Raw genomic sequence first — 21,480 nt, 5'->3', positions numbered from 1 at the left:
GGCGTCCCTCCTTCCTCACATGACCCACGTCAGCCCTGTTCGGGGCCACCGTTCTCCTCGTCCGCCGTGTCATCGTCCTTCTGCGGGCCCTGCGTGCCGGGCTGGGGCTCGGCGACGGCCACCCGCGCGGGGCGGATGGTGCGTTCACCGATGCGATACCCGGGCTGCAGGATCTGCACGCAGGTGGTCTGCGTGACGTCCGGCGAATAACTGTGCATCAGGGCCTCGTGCACCAGCGGGTCGAAGGGCTCGCCCTCCTTGCCGAACTGCTGCAGGCCCAGCTTCGCGGCCACCGTCTCCAGCGACTCGCCGACCGACTTGAAACCGCCGACCAGCTCCTTGTGGTCCCGGGCGCGACCGATGTCGTCGAGCACCGGGAGCAACTCGGTGAGCAGGTTCGCGACCGCGATCTCGCGGACCGCGATGCGGTCCCGCTCCACCCGGCGGCGGTAGTTCTGGTACTCCGCCTGGAGCCGCTGGAGGTCCGCCGTGCGCTCACCGAGCGCCGTCCGTACCTGGTCCAGCTGCGCCTGCAGAGCGACGTTGGCATTCGCGTCCCCGGCCGGGCCCGCCGGGCCCGCCTGGTCGGCGGGTCCGGCGCCGGGCCCCGCCTCGCCGGGGGACTCCCCCGGCGAGGTGGAACCGGCCTCGGCAGAGGGGACGACAGGCTCCTCCTCGAAGCCCGGGGTCTCCTCCGTCACGCGGCACCGTCCTTCTTGTCCTCGTCGACGATCTCGGCGTCGACGACGTCGTCGTCGGCCTGGGCCCCGCCCTCGGCACCGGCGGCACCGGTCGCGCCGCCCTCGGCCTGGGCGTTGGCGTACAGCGCCTGGCCCAGCTTCTGCGAGGTGGCGGCGACCTTCTCGGTTGCCTCGCGGATGGCGGCGGAGTCCTCGCCCTTCAGCTTCTCCTTCAGGTCCGCGACGGCCGCCTCGACCTCGGTCTTGACGTCACCGGGGACCTTGTCCTCGTTGTCCTTGAGGAACTTCTCGGTCTGGTAGACGAGCTGCTCGGCCTGGTTGCGGGTCTCGGCGGACTCACGGCGCTTGTGGTCCTCCTCCGCGTACTGCTCGGCCTCGCGCATCATGCGGTCGATGTCGTCCTTCGGCAGCGCCGAGCCACCGGTGACCGTCATGCGCTGCTCCTTGCCGGTACCGAGGTCCTTGGCGGAGACGTGCATGATGCCGTTGGCGTCGATGTCGAAGGCGACCTCGATCTGCGGGATGCCGCGCGGGGCCGGCGGGAGGCCGGTCAGCTCGAACATGCCGAGCTTCTTGTTGTACGCCGCGATCTCGCGCTCGCCCTGGTAGACCTGGATCTGCACCGACGGCTGGTTGTCCTCGGCCGTGGTGAAGATCTCCGAGCGCTTGGTCGGGATCGTGGTGTTGCGCTCGATCAGCTTGGTCATGATGCCGCCCTTGGTCTCGATGCCGAGGGACAGCGGGGTCACGTCGAGGAGCAGGACGTCCTTGACCTCGCCCTTGAGGACACCGGCCTGGAGCGCGGCGCCGATGGCGACGACCTCGTCCGGGTTGACGCCCTTGTTGGCGTCCTGACCGCCGGTCAGCTCCTTGACGAGCTCGGCGACGGCGGGCATACGGGTCGAGCCGCCGACGAGGACGACGTGGTCGATCTCGGAGAGCTGGATGCCGGCGTCCTTGATCACGTTGTGGAACGGGATCTTGCAGCGCTCCAGCAGGTCCGTGGACAGCTGCTGGAACTGGGCGCGGGTGAGCTTCTCGTCCAGGTGCAGCGGGCCCTCGGCGGACGCCGTGATGTAGGGCAGGTTGATCGAGGTCTCGGTGGACGAGGACAGCTCGATCTTCGCCTTCTCGGCGGCCTCGCGCAGACGCTGCAGCGCCATCTTGTCCTTGGACAGGTCCACGCCGTGACCCGAGGCGAACTGCTTCACCAGGTAGTCGACGATGCGCTGGTCCCAGTCGTCACCACCGAGGTGGTTGTCGCCGTTGGTGGCCTTCACCTCGACGACGCCGTCGCCGATCTCCAGCAGCGAGACGTCGAAGGTGCCGCCACCGAGGTCGAAGACGAGGATGGTCTGGTCGTCCTTGTCCAGGCCGTACGCCAGGGCGGCGGCCGTGGGCTCGTTGACGATGCGCAGGACGTTCAGACCCGCGATCTCGCCGGCCTCCTTGGTGGCCTGGCGCTCGGAGTCGTTGAAGTACGCCGGGACGGTGATGACCGCGTCGGTCACCTTCTCGCCCAGGTACGCCTCGGCGTCCCGCTTCAGCTTCTGCAGGATGAAGGCGCTCATCTGCTGCGGGTTGAAGTCCTTGCCGTCCAGGTTGATCTTCCAGTCGGTGCCCATGTGGCGCTTGACCGACCGGACGGTCCTGTCGACGTTGGTGACGGCCTGGCGCTTGGCGACCTCGCCGACGAGCACCTCGCCGTTCTTGGCGAAGGCGACGACGGACGGCGTGGTCCTGGCACCCTCGGCGTTGGTGATGACGGTGGGCTCGCCGCCTTCGAGAACGCTGACGACGGAGTTAGTCGTGCCCAGGTCGATGCCGACCGCACGTGCCATGGTGGAATCCTCCAGCTGCCTACTTGAGTGGAACTGGCTCAAGGGTGCCGCACACCTCCGTTCCTGTCAACAGACCTGAGCCGTGGCGACTCAACTTATGGGCCACCCCTCCGCGCACAGACGGCCACGCCGAGCGACCGCGGGCCCCGCCGTACGCCTCCGCGGGCCCGGGAGACCCGCCGGTCCCCGGGGACCCGGGAGCCCGGGGAAGTCGGGGGAGTCAGGGGAAGGCACCCCTCAGCGACACAGATCACCGGCGGCGCGGCTACGCACGTGCGCCGATACTGGGTAGTCTCAGGAGAACCGAATAAGTTACTGCTTAGTATTCAGCCGGGCACAGCCCCGAGCCTCCCCTCTCGCAGGTCCGAGGAGCCCCGAAATGCAAATGGCCGCGATCATCGTGTCGCTGGTACTCGCCGTGATCGGCGTTGCGCTGTTCAGCCGCGCCATCGCCCAGATCTACCGGTTCGTACGACTCGGCCAGGACGTCCCCGCGGACACCCGCACGGACGACTGGCGGGCACGCACCGTCACGGTGGTCCGGGAGTTCCTCGGCCACACCCGTATGAACCGCTGGGGCGTGGTCGGCGTCGCGCACTGGTTCGTCGCCATCGGCTTCTTCTCGCTCGTGCTCACCCTGGTGAACGCCTTCGGCCAGCTCTTCCAGGCCGACTGGGTGCTGCCGGTCATCGGCCACTGGCTGCCGTACGAAGTGTTCGTCGAGTTCATCGGCCTGATGACCGCGCTCGGCATCCTCACGCTGATCACGATCCGCCAGCTGTCCCGGCCGGGCCGGGCCGGCCGCAAGTCCCGCTTCGCGGGCTCCAACACCGGCCAGGCCTACTTCGTCGAGTCCGTCATCCTCATCATCGGCCTCGCGATCATGACCCTGCGCGGCCTGGAGGGCGCCCTGGCGGAGGTGCACGGCTACGAGGCCGCCTACTTCGCGTCGTACCCGCTGGTCGCGGCCTTCAAGGGGCTGAGCGTCGGCACGCTGCAGAACCTGGTCTACCTGACCGCGATGATCAAGATCGGGACGTCGTTCGTCTGGATGATCGTGGTCTCGCTCAGGACCGACATGGGCGTCGCCTGGCACCGCTTCCTGGCCTTCCCCAACATCTGGTTCAAGCGGAACGCCGACGGCGCCGTGGCGCTCGGCGCCCTGCTGCCGATGGCATCCGGCGGCAAGCCCATCGACTTCGAGGACCCGGGCGAGGACGACGTCTTCGGCGTCAGCCAGGTGGAGCAGTTCTCCTGGAAGGGCATCCTCGACTTCTCCACCTGCACCGAGTGCGGCCGCTGCCAGTCGCAGTGCCCCGCCTGGAACACCGGCAAGCCGCTCTCCCCGAAGCTGCTGATCATGTCGCTGCGCGACCACGCGCACGCCAAGGCGCCCTACCTGCTCGCCGGCGGCGGCAAGACCGCGGAGGGCGAGGAGAAGGCGAGCGAGGAGCAGCTCGCCGGCGTCCCCGCCGCCGCCCTCGCCGAGGCCGAGCGCCCGCTGATCGGCACCGCCGAGGAGAACGGCGTCATCGACCCGGACGTCCTGTGGTCCTGCACCACCTGCGGCGCCTGCGTCGAGCAGTGCCCGGTGGACATCGAGCACATCGACCACATCGTCGACATGCGCCGCTACCAGGTCATGATCGAGTCCTCGTTCCCGTCCGAGGCGGGCACGATGCTCAAGAACCTGGAGAAGAAGGGCAACCCCTGGGGCCTGCCCAAGAAGCAGCGGCTCGCCTGGGTCAAGGAGGTCGAGTTCGAGGTCCCCGTCGTCGGCGAGGACATCGAGGACCTCACCGAGGTGGAGTACCTGTACTGGGTCGGCTGCGCCGGCTCCCTGGAGGACCGCGCCAAGAAGACCACCAAGGCCTTCGCCGAGCTGCTCCACATCGCGGGCGTCAAGTTCGCGATCATGGGCGGCGAGGAGAACTGCACCGGTGACTCCGCCCGCCGCCTGGGCAACGAGTTCCTCTTCCAGCAGCTCGGCGCCGAGAACGTCGCCATGCTGAACATGGCCTTCGGCGAGGACGACGAGGACGACAGCACCAGGAAGCCCAAGGCGCAGAAGAAGATCGTCGCCACCTGCCCGCACTGCTTCAACACCCTGGCGAACGAGTACCCGCAGCTCGGCGGCGAGTACGAGGTCGTCCACCACACCCAGCTGCTGCAGCACCTGGTCGACGAGGGCAAGCTCGTCCCCGTCACCCCGGTCGAGGGCATCATCACCTACCACGACCCCTGCTACCTGGGCCGCCACAACAAGGTCTACACGCCTCCGCGCGAGATCATCGCCAAGGTGCCGGGCCTGCGGAACGAGGAGATGCACCGCCACAAGGAGCGCGGCTTCTGCTGCGGAGCCGGCGGCGCCCGCATGTGGATGGAGGAGCGGATCGGCAAGCGCATCAACAACGAGCGCGTCGACGAGGCGCTGTCCCTCAACCCGGACATCGTCTCCACCGCCTGCCCGTTCTGCCTCGTGATGCTCTCCGACTCCGTCAACGGCAGGAAGAACGAGGGCAAGGCCAAGGAGTCGCTGCAGGTCGTCGACGTCTCCCAGCTCCTGCTGGACTCCGTCAGGACCCCGCTCGACCCCGACGGCGAGCCGGAGACGGCGGACGAGCCGCAGCCGGAGCCCGCGAAGTAGCGCCTCCCGCGGACGCACATGGGAACGCCGGTGGGCGCGTACGGATCCCGTACGCGCCCACCGGCGTTCGTGTGCTCCTCCCGCTCCCCCGGCGCCCTCAGTCGCCGATGCCGGACTGCCGCAGCAGCGCCGCGAAGGAGACCGGGTCGAACAGCTTCTGCAGGTCGGCCTGGGACACCGCCTTGCCGTCGATCTTCACGTAAGGGGTACCCGTGGCACCGCTCTTGACGAAGGCGTCCTCGGACGCGGTCACGAAGTCCGCGTGGGACTGCTTCCGCACCGCGGAGTCGAAGGCCGCCCCGCGCAACCCCTTCACCTTGCCGGCGAGTTCCAGCAGGTAGGCGTCGGTGAACCCGTCCACCTGCTCCTGCGGCTGGTTGGCGTAGAGCAGCTCGTGGTACGTCGCGAAGGCGCCGGTGCCCGCCTCCACGGACGCGCGCAGGGCGCCCGCGGCCTTCTTCGAACCGCTGCCCTTGAGGTTCTCGTCCAGGAACGAGGCCAGGGTGTACTGCAGCTTGACGTCACCGGCCTTCGCCAGCGCCGCCAACTGGGGCCCGGCGGACGCCTCGAACGCCTTGCAGATCGGGCAGCGCGGGTCCTCGTAGATGTGGACGGTCCTCGGCGCCGCCGGGTCGCCCACCGTGATCGTCGTCCCGTCCGACTCCAGACGCGCGGGCAGCGCGGCCAGCACCGCGGGGTCCGCCTTCACCGGCACGTCGCCCACGGCGGAGGACGCGGCGGGGGAGCTCGCGGCGGCCGGCGCGTCCGGGGAACCGGAGTCGGTGGTCAGCAGCCCGCAGCCCGTCACCGCCAGGGCCACCAGCCCCGCGACCGCCGCGCCCGCCGCGGCCCGCGCTGAGGTGCGCGCGGTCCCGCGCGCGGCATTCCGTACGGCCCTGACAACCATCGGCACTTCCCGTCCCTTCGGATCCGCTACGCCCCGAACGGTAGGGCTTCGCGGGCCCGCGTGCCCAACCGCGCACCGGCCGTCCGGCGCTCCCACGCGCAGCCGTTCACCGCTCATACACCTGTACACAACCTTCCGGCCGCCCGGAGTGTCACACAGTCACCAGTTCCTCACCCGATGGGAGCCGCCGTGCGTGTCCGCGTCCTCGCCCTTGCCCTCACCGCGACGGCGGCCTGCCTCGCCCTGCCCTCACAGGCCGCCGTGGCCGCGTCACCCGCCAAGCCGTACGACTTCAACGGCGACGGCCACCCCGACCTCGCGATCGGCGTACCGGACGGCACCGCGGCCGGCAAGAAGGCCGCCGGGTACGTCGCCGTGATCCCCGGCTCCGCGAGCGGCCCCCGCACCTCGGCCCGCACCACCGTCAGCCAGTCCACCGCGGGCATCCCCGGCTCCTCCGAGACCGGCGACCGCTTCGGGGCCCGGCTGACCAGCGGCGACCTCGACAGGAACGGCTACGCGGACCTGATCGTCGTCGCGTCCGGCGAGGACCGGTCCGCCCTGGAGGACACCGGCCGCATCACCGTCCTGTGGGGCAGCGCCTCCGGCTTCACCCGCGGCACGATCCTGCCCGGGTCGGGCGCCTACAAGGGCACGGGCTTCGCCGGCCTCGCCGCGGCCGACGTCAACGGCGACGGAAACCTCGACATCGTCACCGGCAACAGGGGCGACGAGAGCGGCGGCCTCTCCGCGGCCCTGGGCCCGTTCGCCCCCGGCCGGGCACCGGCCGCCCTCACCACCGTCACCGACGACGGCATCCCCCACTTCGTCGAGCGCATACGCCTCGCGGTCGGCGACATCGACGGCGACGGCCGCACGGACGTGGCCGTGGCGTACAACGGCCTCGAAGGCGGCGGCACCGCCTACCTGCGCGGCACCCCGGCCGGCCTCGTCCGGGCACCGTCCTGGTACGGCGAGACCACGGGCGAGTCCCTGGCGGTCGGCGACTTCGACGGGGACGGCCGCGCGGACCTCGCCGTCGGCCTCGCGGCCTTCGGCGCCCACGACACCGAGGAGCCGTGGGTGCCCGAGCACCCGCTGCCCACCCGTACCGGCGGCATCGTCCGCGTCCTGTACGGCAGTGCCCAGGGCCCCGCCGCCGCACGGCTCCCGGTGGACCTCGACCAGAACACGGCGGGCGTGCCCGGCAGCGACGAGGCCGGCGACCGCTTCGGCCTGACCCTGGCGGCGGCTGACCTCACCGGCGACGGCCGCGCGGACCTCGCGGTCGGCGTGCCCGGCGAGGACATCGGAACCGTGGTCGACGCGGGCAGCGTGACCGTGCTGCTCGGCTCCCCCTCCGGCCTGACCACCGCCGGTTCCCGGGCCGTCCACCAGGACACCGCGGGCGTGCCCGGGGGCGGCGAGCGCGGCGACGGCTTCGGCGGCGCCACCGGCTGCGGGCTCCTCCTGCGCGACCTGAACCGCGACGGGCGCGCCGACCTGGCCGTCGCCGCCACCGGCGAGGACGCGGGCAGCGGCCGCGTGTGGACCCTGCGCGGCACCACCACCGGGATCACCACCACGGGTTCGGCCGCCTTCTCCGCGGCGAGTCTCGGGCTGCCCGGTCCGACCGGCGGCCTGTCCTTCGGATCGACGCTCTGCCCCTGAGGCGCGGCCGCCCCACAGGTCACTCGAAAAAAGTTTCGTCCCGCACGCAACCCTCCGGGCCGGCCGGCGGTCTGAGTTGCGCCAACCGCGCCCGCCGTCCGGCCGAACATCCGGTGAACGGGCGCGGCGGCCCCTCTACAGACTGCGGATGCCCTCGGCATCCCCCGCATGCACAGGAGAACACCCGCATGCACAAGCGCACCCGGGTCGCCATCGCGGCCACGGCCGCCGCGGCGCTCACCAGCGGCCTCCTCGCCCTCACCGCGATCCCCGCCGCCGCCACCGGCAGCGGCGACAAGGCCGACTTCAACGGCGACGGCTACGCCGACGTCGCCTTCTCCGCCGGCAACGCCTACGTCAGCGGCCTCAAGGGCGCCGGCCAGGTCGTCGCCCTCTACGGTTCGTCGAACGGCCTCACCGCGGCCCGCCGCAGCGTCGTCAGCCAGAACACCTCCGGCGTCCCCGGCAGCGCCGAGAAGGGCGACGGCTTCGGCTGGATCACCGCCATCGGCGACTTCAACAGCGACGGCTTCAGCGACCTGGCCGTCTCCGCCGCCTCCGAGGACCTCGGCAGCGACGTCGACGGCGGCATGGTCACCATCCTGTGGGGCTCGACGAAGGGCCTCACCGGCGGCACCACCCTCGCCGACCCCGCGCCCAGCAGCCACGACCGCTGGGGCCGTTCCCTCGCCGCGGCCGACTTCGACGGCGACGGCAAGGACGACCTCGCCGTGGGCTCCTCGGCCAGCACCGTCTACGTCTACAAGGGCGGCATCACCAAGAGCGGCACCTCCGGCGGCCGCTACACGGTCAAGCCCCCGATCCAGTCCGGCGGCGCCACCGGACCGCTCAACCTCACCGCGGGCGAGGTCAACGGCGACGGCCGCACCGACCTGATCGTCGACGGCTACGAGACCACCGGCGACTACGGCTGGAACGCCAACTACTACATCCCGGGCTCCGCCTCCGGCCTCGTCGCCTCGCGCGCCGTCAAGCTCCAGGGCGGCGTCATCACCGGCATCGGCGACGTCAACGGCGACAGCTTCGGCGACATCGTCATCGGCGTCAGCTGGGACCCGGGCACGAGCGGCGAGCCCAGCGTCCCCGGCTCCGTCAAGGGCGGCAAGGTCAAGGTCGTCTACGGCACCCCCACCGGCCCCGGCACCTCCACGTCCATCACCCAGGAGAGCGGCAACATCCCGGGCGGCTCCGAGAAGGGCGACGCCTTCGGCAACGAGCTTCACCTCGGCGACATCAACGGCGACGGCTTCCAGGACCTCGCCATCGGCTCCGCGGGCGAGGACCTGAACGGCGTCGTCGACGCCGGCTCGGTCACCCTCCTCTACGGCTCGCCGGCCGGGCTCAACACCACGTCCGGCTACCAGTACTTCACCCAGAACACCGCGGGCGTCCCCGGCTCGGACGAGAAGAGCGACCAGTTCGGCGGTGAGCTCCACCTCGACGACGTCAACGGCGACGGCAAGGCCGACCTGACCGTCACCACCTACGGCGAGAACGGCGGCAACGGCGCGGTCACCGCCCTGCGCTCCGACGGCACCGCGATCAGCACCGGCGGAGCCCTGTCGATCGCCCCCAGCACCGTGGGCGTCTCCACCTCCGGCAACCCCCTGTTCGGCGCCAACTTCGGCAACTGAACCCCCTCGGCGGCCCGCCTCCCCACCAGGGCGGCGGGCCGCCCGACGGGCGTGGAATCTGTCACAGCTTGGCAGCAAAGCCCCTCCTGGGGCGGGGGGCACCGTCCTCCGCCCCCGGGACCGGGTACGTTCGAAGCGTGGCTGGATTCAGGAACGGACGCGGACGGGACGGGGACGTGCAGCACCCGCATCAGCAGTACGGCGGCAACCCGCAGCAGAACACCTCGCCGGGCGGGCAGCAGCCCCACCACGGCTTCGCGCCGGCCGCCGAGGGTGAGCCCGAGTACTTCGGCTCCGCGGCGTCGACGCCGACGTACGACAACAACCCCGGGCACACCCGCGCCTTCTCCATCGGCGACGCGCCCGACGAGGCCTACGACCCCTACGAACCGCAGTCCCCGCAACCGGACCAGGTGTCCACCTACCGCGCGGGCCACACCACGGCGCCCCCGGCCGGCCCCCGGCTCCGCTGGAAGCCGCTGCTGAGCGGGATCGTCATGCGCCCGTCCGCCACCTTCTGGCAGATGCGCGACTACCAGGTGTGGGGCCCCGCCCTCATCGTCACCTTCCTCTACGGGCTGCTCGCCGTCTTCGGCTTCGACAGCGCCCGGGAGGACGTGCTCGACGCCACGCTCTCCAACAGCGTCCCCTGGGTGGTGTGCACGGCCATCGCCGTCATCCTCTGCGGCCTGATGCTCGGCGCCGTCACCAACGCCCTCGCCCGCCAACTCGGCGGCGACGGCGCCTGGGCGCCCACCGTCGGCATGGCGATGCTCATCACCTCGCTGACGGACGCCCCGCGACTGGCCTTCGCCGTCTTCCTGGGCAGCGCCAACAGCTTCGTCCAGTTCCTCGGCTGGGCCACCTGGATCGGCTGCGCGGCCCTGCTGACCTCCATGGTCTCCAAGTCCCACGACCTGCCGTGGCCCAAGGCCCTGGGGGCGGCGTCGATCCAGCTGATCGCGCTGCTGGTGCTCTTCAAGCTGCCGGTGATCTGAGGCCGCCCGCCGCGCCCCTCCGGCGCGCGCGACACGGAACCACAGGTAAGGGGCGCCACTCCTGGAGTGGCGCCCCTTACCCATGCGGTGACGGCGGCCCTCGGGGCTGGGGCTCCCTCCGGGGCGAGCGCCCAGCGCGCGGGCTGCCCGGTCAGGCGTCGAAGACCTGACCCTCACGACGGACGACGGGACCGTCGACGCTCCAGGGGAAGTTGATCCACTCGTCGGTGCGCTTCCAGACGTAGTCGCACTTCACGAGCGACTGCGACTTCTCGTAGATCACCGCGCTGCGCACCTCGGCGACGTGTTCGGCGCAGAAGTCCCGGACGAGCTTGAGCGTCTTGCCCGTGTCGGCGACGTCGTCCGCGATCAGGACCTTCTTGTCCGAGAAGTCGATCACGTTCGGTACCGGGGCCAGCATCACCGGCATGTCCAGCGTCGTCCCGACCCCGGTGTAAAACTCCACGTTCACCAGGTGGATGTTCTTGCAGTCCAGCGCGTAGGCGAGACCGCCCGCCACGAACACCCCGCCGCGGGCGATCGAGAGCACGATGTCCGGCGCGAATCCGTCGTCGGCGATCGTCCGCGCCAGGTCCCGCACCGCCTGCCCGAAGGCCTCGTACGTCAGGTTCTCCCGCGCCGGCCCGCCCATGCGCTCAGACCTGCGTCCGGTGGAAGTTGAGGTAGGAACGCGACGGCGTCGGCCCCCGCTGCCCCTGGTAGCGCGAGCCGTACTTGTCCGAGCCGTACGGGAACTCCGCCGCCGAGGTCAGGCGGAACAGGCACAGCTGCCCGATCTTCATGCCCGGCCAGAGCTTGATCGGCAGCGTGGCGACGTTCGACAGCTCCAGCGTCACGTGGCCGGAGAAACCGGGGTCGATGAAACCCGCGGTCGAATGCGTCAGCAGCCCCAGCCGGCCGAGGCTCGACTTGCCCTCCAGACGCGAGGCGATGTCGTCCGGAAGGGAGATCACCTCGTACGTCGAGGCCAGCACGAACTCCCCGGGATGGAGGATGAACGCGTCGTTCTCCTCCGGCTCCACCAGCCGCGTCAGGTCCGGCTGCTCGACGGCCGGGTCGATGTGCGGGTACCGGTGGTTCTCGAACACCCGGAAGAAGCGGTCCAGCCGGACGTCGATGCTCGACGGCTGCACCATCGACGGCTCGTACGGGTCGATCCTGACCCGCCCGTTGTCGATCTCGGTCCGGATGTCCTTGTCAGAGAGAAGCACGCAAGCAGATTACGCGGGGACGGGGCTCCGGGCCGAATCGAGCCGACCCGGCCCGGGGCCCCCGCGTCACGTCCGACCTGCGCGTCCGGACCTCCGCGACTACTTCCCGGTGTCAGCCGCCACGGGGACGGCGCTGCGGAGCCGCGCACACCGCGGACACCTGATCAACCGCCCGGGGCCGAGCCTTCCGGCGCCCAGGTTCTGCATCGGGAACGTAGCGGTGCTGAAAACGTGCCCTTCGGCACAACGAACGACGGTGCGATCCATCGCTCCCCTTCTCCCCGGTACCTCAACGACGAAAGCCACATTAGGGGATGAACCCACCCCTGCCTCACGCGGCACTCCGCCCACTCGGGCACCTCGGGTCCCCCTCACCGTACGCCCCCCACACCTCCCGGCGCACACCTTTCCGAAGCAACACGAAGGCCCCGGGCGGCATGCGTCCGGGGCCTGGCATGGGGTACAGTGTGCGAGGTCAGATGCCTCAACGGGCGTCTTACGCGGGTGTAGTTTAATGGTAGAACATGAGCTTCCCAAGCTCAGAGCGCGAGTTCGATTCTCGTCACCCGCTCCAGCAGAAAGCCCCAGGCGAGCAGCCCGGGGCTTCTTTGTTGTCTGGACCTCTCTAGGCGTCGCGCACCAGATCCGCACCAGATGCCCTCGCGCGCTCCGCACGCACCCGCGCGTCGAGAGCCGCGGCGACCTCCCGCTGCCGCTCCAAGGTCGAGTGCTGATAGATCAGCGCAGCTCGCTCCGAGGACTGGCCCGCCCGGACCATCGTGTCCTTGAGCGTGGCGCCCGATTGAGTGGCGAGGGTGTGGCCAGTGTGCCGCAGATCGTAGAAGCGGAAGTTCTCCGGAAGCCCGACCTCGGCGCGGGCCCGCCGCCACTTGCGGCCGAAGGAGGAGCGACGGAAGGGCGCGCCCCGTTCGCCCACGAACAGCAGGCCGTTCGGCTCCTTCTCGGCGAACCACTTGAGATGCCGTTCAAGGTCCTTGCGCATGAACGGTGGCAGGACGATGAACCGCTTCCCCGCTTCGGACTTGGTGGGGCCCTCCGCACGCTTGCCCGTCGTCAGCTCCGGCGCAGCCCGTCGGACCCACACGCCCACGGCATCCAGTCGACGTCCAGGCGTCGAAGGCCGGCCTGTTCCTCCGGACGAGCCGGACCGTAAGCGGCGATGTAGACCATCAGCCGCCACCGCGGTCCCATTCCCAGCTGCACTGAGCACGCGGCATCGTCGGTGAACGCAGCTACGGATGTCCAGCAGCGAAGTACAGCAACCGCCACGCCCAGTGCCGACCTTCACCAGCCCTCAGCGGCCAACCAACGTGCCCGGCTGACCTCAGCGACCGTCGTGCCCATAGTTCGCATCGAGGGGGTCGTGCGGTCGGGCTGCGCATGGCACGGTGCGGCCATTGCGCTGTGTACGTCGGGGCATCCGCATTAGGAGGACACTGACCCTATGGCCCTACCCAAAACGCATCATTGCTCTTCCTGCTCGGACGGTGGCGCGCAGGAAGAGGTCATTCACGAAGACCTCGTCGTCGGAGCACCGCTGTCCATGGAGGATCTCACCGAGGCGCAGCGCCTCGACCGGTTCGCCCGCAAGTACGCCCACGATGGTTGCCAGGTCAGAGAAGTCCAACGAGTCCCGCACGACTGCTTGAGCGGCTACGCGTGGTCCGTCCGCTTCGTCGAGAATTCCTGACCAAGGCCTCACCGGGTACCGCCGGGAAGATGCCTGTCAGGAGGAGCCCGGCCCGATGGACGCCATGCCCGGTGATTCCCGAGCTCAGAGCGCGAGTTCGAATCCCGTCACCCGCTCCACATATGAAGGCCCAGGTCAGGGACGCAGTCCCCAACCTGGGCCGTTGTGTCACCTACGGCTGGCCGGCGGCTTCGATCGTCAACCACGCCGGCGGCGAGGCTCACCTTCCCGGCTGCACGCACATCGTTCCGGCCGACATACGGCCAGCCGTTTACGCTTGGGTGCCCACCCCGTCCCCCGGGGCATGGCGTCGTCTGGCGCCCTCCAGCCCGCTCCACGCCACCCGGGGCAACGTCGAGCGGGCGGCTGTGAGCCGCTGCCAGAGCTGCGACGCGGCCCAGTGGCCCGGCCGCGTCACAGAGCCGGACACGCGTGCTCCCGCCTGCGCGCGCCCGGCCTCCGCTGCCGCCCCGGTCAGTGGGTGAAGGGGCCGCTGAGCCTGGTGTACGACAGCTTGAGCGAGATCGCGGAGTACGCCTTCGAGCCGGTGCCGGTGGTCCCGGACGTCGAGCCCTTCAGCATGTGGACCATGCCCGACCGGGTGTTGTCCAGCCAGTCGTTCGTGTCCACCATGAGGTCGGCGCGACCGTCTCGCGTGTAGTCGGTGAGCTTCAGGTTCACTCCGAACGAGTCGTCGTTCTCCACGGCGCCCGCGATACCGGAAGTGCTCTGGCTGTACGCCTTGGCTCCGCTGCCGGACAGACCCCCTGCACGGCCGAGCAGCACCGTGACCATGCCGGTGCGGCGCTTGCCCGAGAGGGCCTCGCCGGGGGCTCCGATGGCGAGGTCCGCGTATCCGTCGCCGTTGACGTCGCCGGCGGAGACGGCGGCGCCGAAGAAGTCCTCGTTCTCGGAAGCGCCGGGTACGCCCGCCGTGTCCTGGCTGAACTTCACCGGCTTGCGCGCCGTGTTCGGCCCTGCGGGGCCGCCGTACTGGACCGTGACATAGCCCCGTTCCCGGTCCGGCTGCTCGTAACCGCGGCCGATGGCGAGGTCGCCGTAGCCGTCCTTGTCGAAGTCGCCGATGGTGGTTGCGGGGCCGCCGCCGATCTGGTGGCCGCCGTCGTCGGGCACGCGCATCTCGCCCGCGCGCCGGATGAAGTCGGCGCCTCCGCGGTGGAAGTAGGACCGCAGGTCCAGGTCGGCGTTGTCGCCTTGGAGCTCGCGGCCGAGGATGTACAGGTCGGTGGCGGCATCGGCGGTGACGCGGCCCGCCGCCAACTGGGAGGCGTCCAGATAGCCGTAGCCGTCGCCGAGGGACTCCCAGCCGCCGCGTCCGCCCGTGCGGGTGAAGGGGCCCTTGAGCAGGACCACACCGGCCCGGCTGCCACTGACAGCGGCAAGGTCCTGGTCACCGTCGCCGTCGAAGTCGCCGACCACGACGTCCCGCCCGAACGCGTCGCCCTGACCCGGGTACTCCGGCGCGACGGGCGAGTGGAAGACGGTGCCGGAACCGAGGCCCTTGGCACCGCCCCAGACGACGGTCAGCCCCCCGCGGCCCCTGATGTCGCCGACGTCCTCGCCCGGTGAGGCGACGACCAGGTCGGCGTAGCCGTCGCGGTCGAGGTCGGCGCTGGTGGCGGCGAATCCCCATTCGTCGTCCTTCTCCACCGCGCCGGGTATGCCGGGCGAGTCCTGGTGGATGGTCTGGACTCGCGTTCCCGGGCCGGTCGACGTGCCGTAGACGACGGTGACCCTGCCGTCCTTGCCGTACGTCCCACCGAGCATGACGAAGTCGCGGTGGCCGTCGCCATTGAAGTCGTCGGCCAGCTTGGCGGGAGCCGCGAGCGCCGAAGGGGCAGTGAGGAGCGGGCTGCAGACCGCCGCCGCGAGCGCGGCGGCAGTGGCGAGGGCGGTACGTGTGGCGCGCATGGCTCTCCGGTGTCCGATGGCGGGCGGTGGCGCTTGAACTGCGATCTTCGACCTTTACGGATACCGGATGGTTGTACGTCGGTGACGGGCGGGGTCGCCGTGCGGCGGCGTCAGCCGTGTGCAGGGCCGTGGCAGAGTCCCGGAGCTGCAGGAACGCAGCTCGCTCCGAGAACAGGCCGGCACGGGCCATGGCGACTTCGAGCGCGGCACCCGCCCGCGTGCCCGGACGCGGCCGGTGTGGCGGAGATCGCGGAAACGGAGGGGCTCGTTGGGTCGGGCTCCCGCTGCCTGACGTCTTGTCAGAATGGCGTCGCGACAATCCCGGGTTCGCGGCACCGCTCGTGCCCGCGGCGCACGGAAGACAAAGGAACGAAGTGGACCTCACGCAGTACAGGGACAACATGGCGCGTGCGGCCGAGGAAGCCCGCGACTGGTTCTTCGACCAGTACCTCCCCGCCTGGACCGCCGCGGCTGCGGACCCGTCCGCCGATCCCCGGTTCGTACTCAACTACTGGGTCCCTCCGCTCAGCGTCTCGGCGGACGACCCCGACCCGGCCCGGGCCGTGCACGGCTGGTGCACCGACCCGGACTCGGTGCTGGACTACCTCGCGGCGCAGCAGGAGCCGTTGAAGGCTGCGGGCTACACCCACACCGATGTCCCCGACAGCCGAGTGACCGCCTACAGCTCGCACTCCGCCGGGATCGAGGTGATCTGGTCGCGCCGCAGCGCCGACAACACCGAGATCGAGCGCCTCGGAGTCCACTTCGAGGTCCGTCGTGACGACTCCGGTACCTGGCGCATCATCGCCATCGCCGCCCACCCGACCGACGCCGACCGCGTCGCGGACGCCTTCGTGACCGTGACCCCCTGATCCGTGCTGCTCGTACTCAGCAGCACGGTGGCCCTCCGCGTCCACGACGGGCGTCGGGTTGCCCTCGGCCGGGTTGGTCAGGATCTGCAGAAGAGACGGCACGACCCCGGTGGCGCTCGGAGCGCCGCCCGGGGTCGTGCCGCCTCTTCGGCCCGATGCCGTCGCGTCAGACGACGCGCTTGCGGCCCCAGAGGAAGACGAAGGCCGTGACGGCGGCGGCCAGGGCGAACAGGATCGAGGCCCCGAGCCACTGCATGCCGCTCATCTGGGAGATGGGGAGGTAGTCCACCGCCCAGCCCACGATGCCCTTCTGCTGCTGGCAGGCGGCGACGGCCTTGTCCGATCCGGCGTGCACGCAGGTGCTCCAGCCGAGGGTCTCCCCGGACGACGTGACGTACGACTGGTCGATCTGGAAGGCGGCGGCGGGGAGGCTCGGGGCGCCGCCGTCGACCCCCGAGTCCGTGGTGACCCTGATGACGTTGCCCAGGTCGAGCCGGAAGTGGGCCCAGACCACCTGGACGGCGACCGCGAAGAAGAAGGTCACGACCATGGAGAGCAGGGTGCGGCGCAGGACCATGCCGATCGCGACGCCGCCCAGGACGGTGAAGAGCGCGAGCGCGACGGGCACGGGCCCGGTGTTGTCGAACGCGGCGCCGGAGCTCCAGTCCATGACGGTGTTCTGCCTGCTGACCGGCGCCCACCATCGGCCGAAGGTGAACGAGACGGCGACGGTGCAGACCACGACCACCAGGGCGCAGATGCCGATCTTGGCGGCGAGCCAGCGGGCGGGGGTCGCGGCCTGGGAGGTGACGAGCTTGGCCGTGCCGCTCTCCAGGTCACCGGCGAGCAACGGGGCGCCGAGGAAGACCCCGAGGAGGACGGGGACGAAACCGAGCCCGAGGGCGGCCTTCGCGAGCGCGGCACTGTGCGGGGTGATGTCCTCCATCCACTTGTCGGGTGAGGAGTGGGGCCAGCCCTTCGCGGTGAGGTGGTCGAGCAGGCCGGCGCGCTGGTAGAGCATCCACGCCACGGCGAGGGCCGTCAGGGCCAGCATCGTCCAGAAGGCGGCGCGGTGCTGGCGCCAGACGAGCCAGGTCATGCCGCTCAGACGGGGGCGGCGGGTGCCGCGCTCGGCGACCGGCGGCGCGGGCGCCGCGGACGGGGTCGTGGCCACGTTGCTCATGCCGCCGCCCCCCGCGGGCCGTACGAACGGCCCGGGATCTGCGCCACGGGACTGATCAGCGGTGGCGCCTCGGGCGAGCGCAGATAGGCGAGCAACAGTTCCTCCAACTGCGGGGTGTGGGACTGCCACTGGCCGCTCACCGGGCCGTCCGGCCGGATCAGGGCGGTGGCCTGGCGCCCGCTGGTGCGGTACTCCACGACGGTGTGCCGGGCCAGTTCCGCGGGCACCCCCGAACCCTCGCCGTCGGTGGCGCCCTGCAGCAGCACGTGGGCGCTGCGGATCTCGTCCACGTCCCCGGCGATGCGCAGGCCGCCGGTGGAGATGACCAGCAGGAAGTCGCAGACGCTCTCCAGCTCGCTGAGCATGTGCGAGGACATCAGCACCGTGGTGCCGTGCTCGGCGGCCTCGGCCATCAACGTGCTCATCATCTCGTGGCGCACCAGCGGATCCAGGTCGGACATCGGCTCGTCGAGCAGCAGCAGGTCGGGCCGCTTGCCGAAGGCCAGCGCGAAGGCGACCCGGGTGCGCTGACCGCCGGAAAGGGTGCCGATCCTCGCGTGCAGGGGCACGTTGCCCGCGCGGACGATCTGCTCGGCGGCCCGCTGGTCCCAGCCCGGGTTCAGCTCACGGCCCAGACGCAGCGTCTCGGCCACCGTGAAACGCCTGAACAACGGCTTCTCCTGGGCCAGGAACGCCGTACGGCGCCCCGCCTCCGCCGACTGCGGCACCGCCCCGAACACCGTCAAGGTGCCCTCCGTCGGCTCCAGCAGATTCGCCGCGATCGACATCAGTGTCGTCTTGCCCGCACCGTTGGGACCCACCAGCCCGCAGATCCGCCCGGCCGGCAACCGGAACGAACAGTCCCGCAGGGCCCAGCCCCGACGGTACTTCCGCCCGACCCCATGAGCCTCGATCGCCGACTCCTCCAAGGGGCCACCCATGTCCATGGCATCCGTGGTCTCACGCACTGGTCATCCTCTTTTCCCGACCTTCCGGTGTTCCGCCGGCCGCCGGGATGCCGGCGTACCGCTCCTCCAGGACCGCGGCGACCAGCGCGGCCACGTCCTCCCGTTCCAGGCCCGCCTCCTGGGCCCGGGTCATCCACGCCTCCAGCTCCACCCGCAGCGGGGAGTCGGCGCCCGCCTGGGGGCGGGCCAGTGAGCGGCGGATGAAGGTGCCGAGACCGGGCCTCGGCTCGACCAGCCCCTCGCGTTCCAGTTCGCGGTACGCCTTGAGCGTGGTGTTCGGATTGACGGCGCTGCTCTCGGCGACCTCCTTGGCGGTGGGCAGCCGGTCCCCCGGCATCAGGACGCCCAGCCGGAGGGCCTGCTTGGTCTGCTGCACGATCTGCTGGTACGCCGCGATCCCGCTGCGCCTGTCGATGCGAAACTCCACGAGGTTCAACACCCTTTAGCTACTCGATTAGTGGAATGATGATGAGAGGGCGATGCGAGCCGTGTCAAACAAAGCGGCCGCCCCGGCGCCCCTCGGGACACAACCGTGACATTCGTGATGCGGGGGAAGCGCGTGGTCCCGGGCAGCACGAAGGCCCCGGGCCGGCGGCCCGGGGCCTTCGTGCGGACGGGGGAAGGTCAGCGGTTCACGGGGTCGGCGCGGCCTTCCAGGCGCTGACGCCGAGCTTCCCCGTGGTGCCGAGGTCGAACTCCGGGGTAAGGGTCACCGGAGGGGAGCCGGGTGTCGCCCGTACCCTCGCGTAGGGCGCGTTGACAGGTGTGCCGTCGGTGACGGTGTTGCGCCACATCAGGCCGGCCGTCGCGCTCTCGCCCGGCGCCAGGGTGATCCGGCGGGGCGGGTCGTCGAAGCCGGTCACGAGCGCGACGCCGCCGCTGCCGCGGAAGACCTCGACGTCCGTGACGGGCTTCCGCTCCTCGTCGAGGAGCCGGACCAGCGGATGGCCCTCGACGCGCCGCACACCGGACGAGCAGTTCTCCAGGCGGAGTCCCACCACGCGCAGCCCCATGGCGGCGTCGCCGTCGTCGGCGGTGAGGCGCAGTCCGGAGGAGGGGCAGGGACCTCCCGGGGCCGGCGCCTCGTCCGCCGGGACGCTCCTGACCTTGACGACGCGCACCCGTTCGCCGCCGGACCGCGGCGCGAGCGGTGCGCCCAGGTCGGCCTCGCCCCGCACGGTCCGGCCGGGCGGGACCGCGGGCACGGTGTGCGGCACGTCGGCCAGGACCTCTCCGGCACCGGTCGTCAGCCCGAAGGTGACGGTGTACGTGAGGGGTTCGCCGGAGTGATTGGTGACGCGGAACGCGACGTGGAACGGGGCGGGGCCGGTGCAGTGGGCGGGCCGGGTGCCCACCGCGGTGATCTCGACGTCGCCGTCCCCCTCGGCGCCCGCGGGCGCCGGGGCGACCGGGACGGCCGAGGCGGCGCACGAGGGGCGGCCGTCCCCGTGCGGTACGCCGCAGGCCGTCGCCAGGAACAGGGGACCGGCGAGCACGGCCGGGAGGAGGAGGGCGGGGGAGCGCATCCGGCGACCCCATCAGGGCCCTCCCCTTCCCGGCCGTGGCGGAGGCCACAATTCCCGTCACACGACCGTCACAAAATGCGGCGCACGGGGCGGCGGTCAGCGGGAGGCGGCGCTGTCGATCCACGCGACGACGGCGCCGACCGTGGCGTCGTCGAGTTGCCGGGCGATGGTGTGCACGGCGTCGCTGTCCCCCGGGAGCGGGGGCACCCCCGCCGCGATGAGCGCGGCGTGGAGCTCGATCCAGCGCGCGTCGACGGCGTCCAGATGGGCCCCCAGCGGGACACCACCCGGTGACTGCTGCGGAGTATCGAGAAGGTTCATGGTGTTTCCTCTCGGATCTCGGACGGTGTCGACCGGACTCGCCGTGCAGGACTGCCGCGCTGCGCCCGCCGGTTGCGCCGCGCCCCCGACTTCACCCGTCCGGCCCTCACCGTGCCCGCCGGAGCCTGTGCCATGGGGATGACATTCGCCGGTCCGGCGACGCGGGCGGCGCCGCACGGGGCATGGCCTACCTCAGTGCCCGCGCCCGCATCCCACGGAAGGCCTCGGATGATCGACAGGCGGACCTTCGGCACGATCGTCGGCACGGGAGCGGTCGCGGCCACACTGGCCGGGGTCGCGACGGGGTGCGCGACGACCGGACCGGACGAGAACAAGCCGGCGCCGCCCATGGCCCCCGGCAAGGAACGGCCCGGCGACGCCGCGGCGTTCGGCCCGCTGAAGCAGGTGGAGGCCGGGGTCCTGGACGTCGGCTACGCGGAGGCCGGACCGGCCGACGGCCCCGCGGTGATCCTGCTCCACGGCTGGCCGTACGACATCCACAGCTATGTCGCCGTCGCACCGCTGCTGGCGGCGAAGGGCTACCGGGTGGTCGTCCCCTATCTGCGGGGCCACGGGACGACGCGCTTCCTGTCCCGCTCGACGCCGCGCGACCCCCAGCAGGCCGCGTTCGCGCTGGACATCCTCGCGCTCATGGACGCCCTGGGGATCAAGAAGGCGGTCCTCGCCGGCTTCGACTGGGGGTCGCGGACCGCGGACATCATCGCGGCGCTGTGGCCGGAGCGGGTCAAGGGGCTGGTCTCGGTGACCGGCTACCTGATCACCAACCGCGAGGCGAACAGGCAGCCGCTGCCGCCGAAGTCGGAATGGGCGTGGTGGTACCAGTACTACTTCGCCACGGAGCGGGGCCGTAAGGGGCTCGAGCGCTACCGGGGGGATCTGGCCCGGCTGGTGTGGAAGTTCAACTCCCCGACCTGGGGGTTCGACGACGCCACGTTCGAGCGCACCGCCACGGCCTTCGACAACCCGGACTACGTCCCCATCGTCATCGGCAACTACCGCTGGCGGCTGGGACTGACGGAGGGCGACCCGCGTCACGACGACATCGAGGCGCGGCTCGCCCGCGGGCCCGTCGTCACCGTGCCCACGATCACCCTCGACGGGGCGGTCGATCCGTTCACCCCGCCGGGCGACGGCTCGGCCTATCGGGCCAAGTTCACCGGGAAGTACGCGCACCGCACGCTGCAGGGCATCGGGCACAACGTGCCGCAGGAGGCGCCCGCGGCGTTCGCGCAGGCCGTGGTGGACGTCGGGCGGCTCTGACCGTTCCCCGACCGTCCGGGGCCGCCGCTGCGGA

Annotated in this window: 18 protein-coding genes, 1 tRNA gene and 1 pseudogene; 8 read left to right on the top strand and 12 right to left on the bottom strand. The window is 71.0% G+C overall.

Annotated elements, in window-relative coordinates; translation table 11 throughout:
* Positions 1 to 29: 29 nt before the first annotated feature.
* Together grpE and dnaK are read right to left on the bottom strand one after the other, a co-directional pair.
* On the bottom strand, positions 30 to 701 hold the full coding sequence (gene grpE, locus OIE69_RS21605; RefSeq protein ID WP_326573991.1) for a nucleotide exchange factor GrpE: 672 nt from the start codon (positions 699 to 701) through the stop codon (positions 30 to 32).
* Complete coding sequence (gene dnaK, locus OIE69_RS21600) at positions 698 to 2,542, bottom strand: molecular chaperone DnaK (protein WP_326573989.1); 1,845 nt, start codon at positions 2,540 to 2,542, stop codon at positions 698 to 700. The genes grpE and dnaK overlap by 4 nt, the downstream gene beginning before the upstream one ends.
* Positions 2,543 to 2,921: 379 nt before the next feature.
* Here dnaK and OIE69_RS21595 point away from each other — a divergent pair, with 379 nt between their 5' ends.
* Complete coding sequence (locus OIE69_RS21595; RefSeq protein WP_326573987.1) at positions 2,922 to 5,189, top strand: (Fe-S)-binding protein; 2,268 nt, start codon at positions 2,922 to 2,924, stop codon at positions 5,187 to 5,189.
* A 97-nt stretch (positions 5,190 to 5,286) separates the two neighbouring features.
* Here the strand turns inward: OIE69_RS21595 and OIE69_RS21590 are convergent, their stop codons facing one another.
* On the bottom strand, positions 5,287 to 6,096 hold the full coding sequence (locus OIE69_RS21590) for a thioredoxin domain-containing protein (protein WP_326581326.1): 810 nt from the start codon (positions 6,094 to 6,096) through the stop codon (positions 5,287 to 5,289).
* 189 nt (positions 6,097 to 6,285) lie between these two features.
* On the opposite strand from OIE69_RS21590, the gene OIE69_RS21585 reads away from it, so the two are divergent.
* From OIE69_RS21585 to OIE69_RS21575, 3 genes are all read left to right on the top strand, one after another.
* Positions 6,286 to 7,767 carry an FG-GAP and VCBS repeat-containing protein gene (locus OIE69_RS21585; protein ID WP_326573985.1) on the top strand — a complete coding sequence of 494 codons (1,482 nt, stop codon included), beginning with the start codon at positions 6,286 to 6,288 and terminating at the stop codon, positions 7,765 to 7,767.
* A gap of 188 nt (positions 7,768 to 7,955) precedes the next feature.
* Positions 7,956 to 9,422 carry an FG-GAP and VCBS repeat-containing protein gene (locus OIE69_RS21580; protein WP_326573983.1) on the top strand — a complete coding sequence of 489 codons (1,467 nt, stop codon included), beginning with the start codon at positions 7,956 to 7,958 and terminating at the stop codon, positions 9,420 to 9,422.
* Between the two features lie 137 nt (positions 9,423 to 9,559).
* Entirely contained in the window at positions 9,560 to 10,420 is an 861-nt protein-coding gene (locus OIE69_RS21575; RefSeq protein WP_392567549.1) for a YIP1 family protein, read from the top strand.
* Positions 10,421 to 10,571: 151 nt separating this feature from the next.
* On the opposite strand, the gene OIE69_RS21570 is transcribed toward OIE69_RS21575, so the two are convergent.
* Positions 10,572 to 11,072, bottom strand: coding sequence for a phosphoribosyltransferase (locus OIE69_RS21570; protein WP_326573981.1), 501 nt, complete (start codon positions 11,070 to 11,072; stop codon positions 10,572 to 10,574).
* A 4-nt stretch (positions 11,073 to 11,076) separates the two neighbouring features.
* Complete coding sequence (gene dcd, locus OIE69_RS21565) at positions 11,077 to 11,652, bottom strand: dCTP deaminase (RefSeq protein ID WP_089229317.1); 576 nt, start codon at positions 11,650 to 11,652, stop codon at positions 11,077 to 11,079.
* A gap of 500 nt (positions 11,653 to 12,152) precedes the next feature.
* On the opposite strand from dcd, the gene OIE69_RS21560 reads away from it, so the two are divergent.
* Positions 12,153 to 12,226, top strand: a tRNA-Gly gene (locus OIE69_RS21560).
* 51 nt (positions 12,227 to 12,277) lie between these two features.
* Here OIE69_RS21560 and OIE69_RS21555 read toward each other — a convergent pair.
* Positions 12,278 to 12,864, bottom strand: a pseudogene (locus OIE69_RS21555) (tyrosine-type recombinase/integrase); the annotation flags it as partial.
* A gap of 253 nt (positions 12,865 to 13,117) precedes the next feature.
* Here OIE69_RS21555 and OIE69_RS21550 point away from each other — a divergent pair.
* Positions 13,118 to 13,363, top strand: coding sequence for a hypothetical protein (locus OIE69_RS21550; RefSeq protein WP_326573978.1), 246 nt, complete (start codon positions 13,118 to 13,120; stop codon positions 13,361 to 13,363).
* 474 nt (positions 13,364 to 13,837) lie between these two features.
* Here the strand turns inward: OIE69_RS21550 and OIE69_RS21545 are convergent, their stop codons facing one another.
* Positions 13,838 to 15,295 (bottom strand): FG-GAP and VCBS repeat-containing protein, encoded by a 1,458-nt coding sequence (locus OIE69_RS21545; protein ID WP_326573976.1) that lies wholly within the window; start codon positions 15,293 to 15,295, stop codon positions 13,838 to 13,840.
* A 374-nt stretch (positions 15,296 to 15,669) separates the two neighbouring features.
* On the opposite strand from OIE69_RS21545, the gene OIE69_RS21540 reads away from it, so the two are divergent.
* Positions 15,670 to 16,167, top strand: a complete 498-nt coding sequence (locus OIE69_RS21540; protein ID WP_326573974.1) for a DUF6841 family protein — start codon at positions 15,670 to 15,672, stop codon at positions 16,165 to 16,167.
* A gap of 166 nt (positions 16,168 to 16,333) precedes the next feature.
* Here OIE69_RS21540 and OIE69_RS21535 read toward each other — a convergent pair whose 3' ends face one another.
* The 5 genes from OIE69_RS21535 to OIE69_RS21515 all read right to left on the bottom strand — a co-directional run bounded on the left by OIE69_RS21535 (position 16,334) and on the right by OIE69_RS21515 (position 20,165).
* Positions 16,334 to 17,350 carry an ABC transporter gene (locus OIE69_RS21535; RefSeq protein WP_326573972.1) on the bottom strand — a complete coding sequence of 339 codons (1,017 nt, stop codon included), beginning with the start codon at positions 17,348 to 17,350 and terminating at the stop codon, positions 16,334 to 16,336.
* Positions 17,347 to 18,297, bottom strand: coding sequence for an ABC transporter ATP-binding protein (locus OIE69_RS21530; RefSeq protein ID WP_326581322.1), 951 nt, complete (start codon positions 18,295 to 18,297; stop codon positions 17,347 to 17,349). The genes OIE69_RS21535 and OIE69_RS21530 overlap by 4 nt, the downstream gene beginning before the upstream one ends.
* A 13-nt stretch (positions 18,298 to 18,310) precedes the next feature.
* On the bottom strand, positions 18,311 to 18,754 hold the full coding sequence (locus tag OIE69_RS21525; RefSeq protein WP_179280066.1) for a GntR family transcriptional regulator: 444 nt from the start codon (positions 18,752 to 18,754) through the stop codon (positions 18,311 to 18,313).
* 196 nt (positions 18,755 to 18,950) lie between these two features.
* Positions 18,951 to 19,844, bottom strand: coding sequence for a DUF4232 domain-containing protein (locus tag OIE69_RS21520; RefSeq protein ID WP_326573971.1), 894 nt, complete (start codon positions 19,842 to 19,844; stop codon positions 18,951 to 18,953).
* Positions 19,845 to 19,940: 96 nt separating this feature from the next.
* The gene (locus tag OIE69_RS21515; protein WP_089227444.1) at positions 19,941 to 20,165 is read right to left on the bottom strand and encodes a hypothetical protein; all 225 of its coding nucleotides are present in this window, start codon (positions 20,163 to 20,165) and stop codon (positions 19,941 to 19,943) included.
* Positions 20,166 to 20,393: 228 nt separating this feature from the next.
* On the opposite strand from OIE69_RS21515, the gene OIE69_RS21510 reads away from it, so the two are divergent.
* Positions 20,394 to 21,446, top strand: a complete 1,053-nt coding sequence (locus OIE69_RS21510) for an alpha/beta fold hydrolase (protein WP_326573970.1) — start codon at positions 20,394 to 20,396, stop codon at positions 21,444 to 21,446.
* The last annotated feature ends 34 nt before the right edge of the window (positions 21,447 to 21,480 follow it).

It is taken from the genome of Actinacidiphila glaucinigra, from assembly GCF_035918135.1.
GTDB lineage: Bacteria > Actinomycetota > Actinomycetes > Streptomycetales > Streptomycetaceae > Actinacidiphila > Actinacidiphila glaucinigra.
Note: the sequence above shows the minus strand (reverse complement) of the source record. Positions and strands in the feature narration are given on the sequence as shown.